The following is a 7,534-nucleotide window of genomic DNA, read 5'->3' on the forward strand; positions in this document are numbered from 1 at the left end:
TAAAAAAAGTAGACTTGAGTGATGAACAAAAAGACATAGTCAAAAAAATAATAGGCCATGATTCAAAATTCATGATTCATGATTCATCTCTACTTATTGCCGGAAGAGAGAAAATAGAAATTTATTTGGAATTAATAAATAAAACCATAAAGTCCAAAAGACAAACACTAATTCTTGTTCCTGAAATTCCTATCTCCTATGAAGCGCTGGATATTATCAAAGAATATTTCGACGAAAATTCAATCGCGCTTTTCCATAGCAAAATGACCAAAGGAGAATTATACGCCAGTTATCAGAAAATAAATCCGCCAGCTGACGGAGGCGAAGCGAAAATTATTATCGGCACCCGCCAGGCAGTTTTCGCGCCTTTCAATAATTTAGGCTTAATAATTGTTGATGGAGAACAAGATATTTCTTATAAGCAATGGGATATGAATCCGCGATATAATGCCGTTAAAGTGGCAGAAAAATTGGCCAAGTTGCATAGAGCAAAATTAGTCTTATCCTCGCCTGCTCCGAGTATTGAAACATATTATAAAATTTCTAATTCACCTAATTGCCTAATTTCTAATAAAATCCAAGATTCAAGATTCAAGATTCAAGATTCTGCGGAAATTATAGATTTGAGAAAAGAAGGCTGGAGCAGAGACGGCAAAAAGAGAAAAGATATTTTGCTAAGCAAAAAATTGGTTTCGGAAATCGTATTTACGCTTAAATATGGAAAACAGGTATTTTTGTTTGTAAGCAAGCGCGGGATGAGTTCTTTTTCTGTCTGTGCCAGTTGCAAAGAAGTTCTACGCTGTCCCAGGTGCGAAAGGGCGCTTATCTATGACAAAAGCGGAGTCTACCGCTGTCTGCATTGTACCTATAAAACCGATATTTTTGCCAAATGCCCGAAATGCAAAGGGACTGAATTTAAAAATGTCGGGATTGGAAATCAGGCCATCGAAAGAGAAATCAAGAAAATATTTCCGGGAGCCAAAACAAAACTCATTGATTTTGAATCGCTGAAAAGCAGGAACGACCAACAAAATCTGATCAGCGAGATAAATTCCGGAAAATTTGATATAATAATAGGGACGCAGACAATTTTGAAAGCCTGGGATTTGCCCAAATTGGGATTGATTGGTATCATAAACGCCGACGACTTGCTCAGTTTTTCGGAATATAATTCTGACGAAAAAGCTTTCCAAATCTTGTCAGGGGCGCTTCAAAAGACCAGGGACGGCCAAAATACGAAATTAGTTATCCAGACATACAGCGCCGAACATCCGGTAATAAAATCAATAGCCGGATCTGAATTTGAAAAATTTTATGAAAACGAAATTGAGCAAAGGAAAGCGTTGAAATATCCTCCTTTTTCCAGAATGATAAAATTGACTCTTCGAACATTTTTTAAAGCTAATATCGAGAAAGAATCCGCTTTTATTTTTGGAAGAATGAAGATTCTTTCAGAAAGAGACAAAAATATTTCCGTTTTTCAGCCATTCACTCCCCAGCTTTCCAAGGTTCGGGACAAATTTCGCCATCAGATTGTGATAAAATTAAGTTGCCTGGAAATCCCAGAGGAATTGAACAGAACCCTCAAAAATCTCGGAAGCGAATGGGTTATCGATGTTGATCCGATAAACATAAATTAACAACACTATGGAAATAATCTTATACCCCAACAAAATACTCGACAAAAAAACTAAGAAGGTGAAAAAACCGCTTGACGAAGAAATCCAAAAGCTTATCAAGGGAATGAAAGAAACTATGGAAAAAGCGGATGGAGCCGGACTGGCTGCGCCTCAAGTCGGAGAATCGCTTCGTATCTGCACTATTCAATATAGCGGGGATGTTTTTGCTTTAATCAATCCGAAAATCACTTCTTATTCTAGAGAAAAAGAAATCAGTGAAGAAGGATGCTTGAGTTTTCCGGGACAATTTTTTCCCGTCAAAAGATCGGCAAAAATTAAAGTTAGATACGTCGATGAAGAAGGAAAAGAAACAAAGAAAAAAGCTGAGGGCCTCCTGGCCAGGATAATGCAACACGAAATCGACCATCTGGACGGAATTGTCTTTATTAAAAGAAAGTAAGTATGGAAAAAGAAAATATAAAAATAATTTTCATGGGCACCTCTGACTTTGCCAAAGAAATTTTGGCTTCAATTGTCAGGGAAAAATACCGCGTCTTGGCAGTCATTACCCAGCCGGACAAAAAAGCCGGCAGAAAGCAGGAGTTAAGGATCGGGCCAGTGAAAGAATTCGCAGAGAAACAAAAAATTCCCGTCCTCCAACCGAAAAAACTAGACGAAGAATTGATCAAAAAAACAAAAGAGCTGAATCCTGATTTAATCATAGTCGCCGCTTATGGAAAAATTATTCCCAAAGAAATTTTGGAAATTCCAAAATATAAAAGCATCAATATCCATCCTTCCCTTCTTCCAAAATTCCGCGGACCATCCCCTATTCAAAATGCAATCCTTGTCGGAGAAAGAGAAACCGGAGTAACGATAATGCTTATGAATGAGAAAATGGATCACGGAGATATTCTTGTGCAGACAAAATTCCAAATTTATCCGGATGAAACAACAGAAACACTAACCAAAAAAATTGCGCCCATTAGCGCAAAACTGATTTTAGAAACTATCCCGCTTTGGGTGGATGGAAAAATTAAGCCTTTTGAGCAAGATGAAACAAAAGCCACCTATTGCCAGCTTATTGAAAGAGAAGACGGGCATATTTTCTGGAATTCTAACGCCCAGGATATATACAACAAGTATCGCGCTTTTCAGCCTTGGCCGGGGATTTTCTCTGTTTGGAAAAAAGAAAATGGAATTCTTCGCATCAAAATTAAAAAAATAAGGCTGGATAACAATAAGCCTGACGTGAAATATGGAATAGGAGAAGTGTTTGAATTAAACGGAGAAATAAAAGTAAAGGCAGCGAAAGGTTCGATAATATTGGAAGAAGTCCAATTGGAAGGGAAAAATCCAGCGAGTATTAAAGATTTCATCAACGGATACAAAGACTTTGTTGGAAGCAATCTGAAGTGAATCACGAATTATGAATCATGAATTAAGACACTAAATTAAAAAACCCTATAAAATAAATTTGCATAATTCGTGATTCATAATTCGTGATTCAAAATACTATGGAACTAAACGACAAAAGTAACAACAAGGTAATCCTCATTGGCGTAGCTCTAATCGCCATGGTCTTTATCTTTACCTTTTTCCGATCCGAATTATTCAAGAAAAATTCCGAAAATGAAATTGAGCAAAAAATATTGAACTATCCCAAAATTACTTCTGAAGATTTTAAAAATAAACTAAAAAGCAGTGAAGATTTGAAAATTTTAGACATACGCTCGTCGGATGACTATGCTATGGAGCATTTGGCGAATTCCATAAACGCAGTTTCGGAGGAATCGATAAACGCGATATCTAAAGAAAAAACCATAATAATTGTCGGTTATTCAACTGAAGATGAAGAATATACAAAGATAATCGACTATCTGAAGAAAAATAAATATTACAATTTTTTTATTTTAAAAGGAGGGTTTGATGCTTGGAAAAATATTGGGGGAGGAACTATATCGATCGGAAATCCCAACTCATTTGTCGATAATTCAAAAATAAACTACATTGCGCCGGAAGATCTTAAAGCAATAGTTGAGAATAAAAATTACCCTAAATATATTATCGACATGAGACCCAAACAATCATTTGATGACGGGCATATTTTTGGAGCGGAAAATATTTTTCTTGACGAGCTGGAAAAATCGGCGGATAAAATACCTTTCTCAAAAGAAATATATATTTATGGAGACACGGAATTTCAAGGATTCCAGGCCGGCGTCCGCCTTTACGATCTGGGATTTATGCTAGTAAAAGTCTTGAAAGGCGGATTGACGAGCTGGAAAGACAAAGGATTTGAAATTGTAAAATAACTACAAATCTACAAATCGATTACAAATTTACAAATAAAAAAATACCCCCTTCGGGAGGTATTTTTGATTATCATTTTTTACAATTCTATTCAACAACCGCCAGAATATCTTCATTCTTCACGATCAAATATTCCTCGCCTTCAATCTTCACTTCTGTTCCGCTGTATCTTTTGAAGATAACTTTTTGATTCTTCTTCGCTTGGATATCTTTGCTCTCTCCGATCTCGATTACTTTTCCTTGTTGCGGCCTTTCTTCGGATGCCGATTCGGGAAGAAAAATTCCGGATCCTGTTTTTTTGTCCGCTTTCTCCGGCTTAATCAAAACATTGTCTCCTAGCGGTTTTACTTTTATTTCTTTCATAGTTTTTAATTCATCTAATATTTAACAGTATTAATTATAACAGAAATAATTTAGCAGTCAACCGATATGATTGCTAATTTTTTTGTTTGTTTCTTTCCCCGAAATACCACTTGTAGACTTCATTTGTCACGGGCAAGGCGCTGGAATGCCCTTCTCCTCCGCCTTCCACCAGAACAATCATGGCCAGTTCCGGATTATTATAAGGAGCGTAGGAAGCAAACCAAGCATGAGTCTTGTCTTCACTCCCAAATTGAGCCGTACCGGTTTTTCCGGCCGATTCAACAGGAAGATCCTTAAGAGTCTGCGCCGTTCCTGAAACAACAGTTTCTCTCATCCCCTCTTGTACTACTTTTAAAATTTCCGGACTTATAAATTTATCCCTAATCACAACCGCTGAATTATTTATAGTTTCATCATTATTATTAATAATTTTAGAAACTACGCGCGGCTGATACAGGGTTCCTCCGTTAGCAATCGCAGCTATATAATTCGCAATTTGAAGCGGTGTTGCTCTGATGAAGCCTTGCCCAATGGCACAATGATAATCATCTCCCGTGTACCATCTTTCTCCCAATTTATCCAGCTTCCACTGCGTGTCAGGAACAAAACCGGATGATTCTCCAGGAATATCAATTCCCAATATATCTCCCCAGCCAAATAGATTTTCATATTTTTTCATTCTATCCATTCCCAATCCTTGAATATTTCCATAACCGCCGCCGATAGTATAAAAGAAAATATCATTACTCTCGGCAATTGCCATACGCACATCGCTTGGTCCGTGCACTTTCCAATCGCCAAAATGAAAATTCCCGATATTAAGCGACCCTCCCAATCCATTAATAATCGTTGAAGGCGCAATAACTCCTTCCGAAAGCGCAGCCGAGGCTATCAGTGGTTTTATGGTAGATCCGGGAGGATATTCTCCAGAAATCGCCCTATTAAAAAGAGGTTTGGCAGGATCACTGATTAATTTCGAATAATCTTCCTGTGAAATTCTTCCAGAGAAAATATTATTATCAAAACTGGGAAGGCTTACCATCGCCCGGACTTCTCCATTTTTTGGATCAATCGCTACTGCCGCAGCTGTTCGCGTGTCAGTTGTTTCCAGAACCTTGCTTAATTCATCATAAATTTTTTTCTGAAGTTCATAGTCAATTCCCAAAACCAAGTCATTCCCTGCTTCAGGATTTATTATCCCCCTCTCCTTCTTCACATTACCCAATGAGTCAACTTCGACTTTTACTGCCCCATTTTTCCCCTTCAAATATTTTTCGTATGTTTTTTCCACTCCCTGTTTTCCCATGTAGTCCGTAAGAAAATAATCACTGTTATCAGCCAGCTCTTTTTTGTCAATTTTTCCGACATATCCCAGAATATGGGAAAAAATAGAGCTATCGACATATTCACGAATGGCCGTCTTGTCGGTAAAAATTCCCGGAAAATCAGATTTTTTTTCTTCAAGCGATAGATGCTCTTCCTGGGAAATATTTTCTTTTATGAGGATAGGGCTCAGAGAGGAACTTTCTACTGAAATAACTTTGGCCAGCAAATCTTCTTCGCTGATAGATAGGATCCGAGAAAGCTCTACGGATAGTTTTTTAAGTCCGTCGGAATCTTCCGGAAGATTAGCGGGAATCGCAGTTGCATCCACACTGGGAATATTATTCACCAAAGCATTCCCAAATCTGTCCATTATCTTCCCCCTGGGAGCTTTTACGGAAACAGAACGAATGCTATTTTCCTTGGCGATTTCCTTGTAATAAGTTTCTTTTACAATATTAAGATAAAAGATTCGCGACCCCAAAATAACCATAAATACGAGAATAACGGCCCAGAATATTCCCATTTTATTTTTTTCTAAAGGAATCTCAATTCTAGCTGATTCTTCTTTGGAAACGGAAAAAAGATAATCTTCCAATTCAATTCCTTTTGATAATTTTGTTCTATTTCTTTTACTGCCAAACATTTATTTTTCCAATAATAAATTATTAGACGGAGAAAGTTTCTTTTTAATCCTTTTAAAAAATAATATGCAGAGGAAAAATAAAATCAGATTTAAAATCATTTTCCACCCCGTGCTTTCTAAGAAAAAACCATTGATTTCCTGTATTTTTTGGAATTTAAATCCGGCGCCAATCAATTGAATCCAAAAATTATTCAAAAAAGTCATAAGAAAAACAAAAATAGTACCCACTAAAATTCCTCCTATTTTTTCGCCTAGAATCAGCCTGCGTGAAAAAAAACTTGTAGCGTAAGAAAAAAAAATGAATGGAAAGACGTTAAACCCTAGAGCGCTAAAAGAAAAAAGATCCAAAATTATTCCTGCTATTATTACCCATATCCAGGTTAGCTGAAATCCAAAAACAGCGACTGCGGAAACCATCTCAATCAGAACAAAGTCAGGAATATTTCTTTCTGAAAAGCAAAGAGGAATAACGCTAGTTTGAAAAATAACCGTTAGAATAATAATTAGAAGTATAAAAATATTTTTTTTCATCTAATTTTTTATAACGAAAACAAATCGCAAACGAGAGAAATCAACTGGAGAAGAAATTATGGCTCTTTTAAAAAGCTTATCTCCTGAAGATCCGATTTCCTGGGCTTTGCCTATCAAAAGTCCGCGAGGAAATCCCTTTCCTATTCCAGATGTTATTATGTCATCTCCCCGATTAAGAGACTCGCTTTGCAAAACCATATCCATAATAACTCCCAGCCCATATTCCCCCCTGACCACGCCCTTAGAATCAGTTTTGGAGTCAATGGCATTAACCGCGCTTTCTGGACTACTAAGGAGAATCACTTTTGAAGTAGTGGGATAAACTTCACCAATTTTTCCTATCAATATCCCAGAATCAACAACTACCGGCATTTCTTTTTCAATTCCGCTGTTGCTGCCTTTATCAATTTCCAACCAATCGCCTTGGCCATAAAAATCCTGGCTTGTTACCGAGCCTCCCTCCAGATTAAATTTTTCTTTTGGAAGAAGCTTAAGTTCTCGGCGCAAAATTTCATTTTCCCTCCCCATTTCTTCTAGCCCTGATTTTTCCGCAAGAAACTCTCTATTTTCTTTTATAAGCCTCTCATTTTCATTCTTAAGCTGTCCGATAGAAGACAAAAAATTTCTAATTTCCAATACTTCAAAAGTTAATCCGTATGCAACTTTCTGAAAAGGGGAAAAGATAACAAAAAATACCGAGCGGATCGGATTAAAAAAATTGTATGGGTTAAAAAAAATA

General features: G+C 36.9%; 8 protein-coding genes. 4 read left to right on the top strand and 4 right to left on the bottom strand.

The annotated features are described in order from the left end of the window. The 4 genes from priA to WC906_04625 form a co-directional block, all read left to right on the top strand. On the top strand, positions 1-1,640 hold a 1,640-nt coding region (gene priA / locus WC906_04610), incomplete at its 5' end, for a primosomal protein N' (protein ID MFA5777694.1). 7 nt (positions 1,641-1,647) lie between these two features. Next, complete coding sequence (gene def, locus WC906_04615) at positions 1,648-2,079, top strand: peptide deformylase (GenBank protein ID MFA5777695.1); 432 nt, start codon at positions 1,648-1,650, stop codon at positions 2,077-2,079. 2 nt (positions 2,080-2,081) lie between these two features. Then, the gene (gene fmt, locus WC906_04620) at positions 2,082-3,038 is read left to right on the top strand and encodes a methionyl-tRNA formyltransferase (GenBank protein MFA5777696.1); all 957 of its coding nucleotides are present in this window, start codon (positions 2,082-2,084) and stop codon (positions 3,036-3,038) included. Between the two features lie 98 nt (positions 3,039-3,136). After that, positions 3,137-3,934 (top strand): rhodanese-like domain-containing protein, encoded by a 798-nt coding sequence (locus WC906_04625; GenBank protein MFA5777697.1) that lies wholly within the window; start codon positions 3,137-3,139, stop codon positions 3,932-3,934. 85 nt (positions 3,935-4,019) lie between these two features. On the opposite strand, the gene WC906_04630 is transcribed toward WC906_04625, so the two are convergent. From WC906_04630 to mreC, 4 genes are all read right to left on the bottom strand, one after another. After that, positions 4,020-4,295 (bottom strand): co-chaperone GroES, encoded by a 276-nt coding sequence (locus WC906_04630; GenBank protein ID MFA5777698.1) that lies wholly within the window; start codon positions 4,293-4,295, stop codon positions 4,020-4,022. A gap of 73 nt (positions 4,296-4,368) precedes the next feature. Beyond that, positions 4,369-6,264 carry a penicillin-binding protein 2 gene (gene mrdA, locus WC906_04635; protein MFA5777699.1) on the bottom strand — a complete coding sequence of 632 codons (1,896 nt, stop codon included), beginning with the start codon at positions 6,262-6,264 and terminating at the stop codon, positions 4,369-4,371. After that, on the bottom strand, positions 6,265-6,795 hold the full coding sequence (gene mreD / locus WC906_04640; GenBank protein ID MFA5777700.1) for a rod shape-determining protein MreD: 531 nt from the start codon (positions 6,793-6,795) through the stop codon (positions 6,265-6,267). It abuts the gene before it with no gap. Next, on the bottom strand, positions 6,796-7,534 hold a 739-nt coding region (mreC, locus tag WC906_04645), incomplete at its 5' end, for a rod shape-determining protein MreC (GenBank protein MFA5777701.1).

The organism is Parcubacteria group bacterium (genome assembly GCA_041657845.1).
Classification (GTDB): Bacteria; Patescibacteriota; Minisyncoccia; order Moranbacterales; family JAKLHP01; genus JAKLHP01.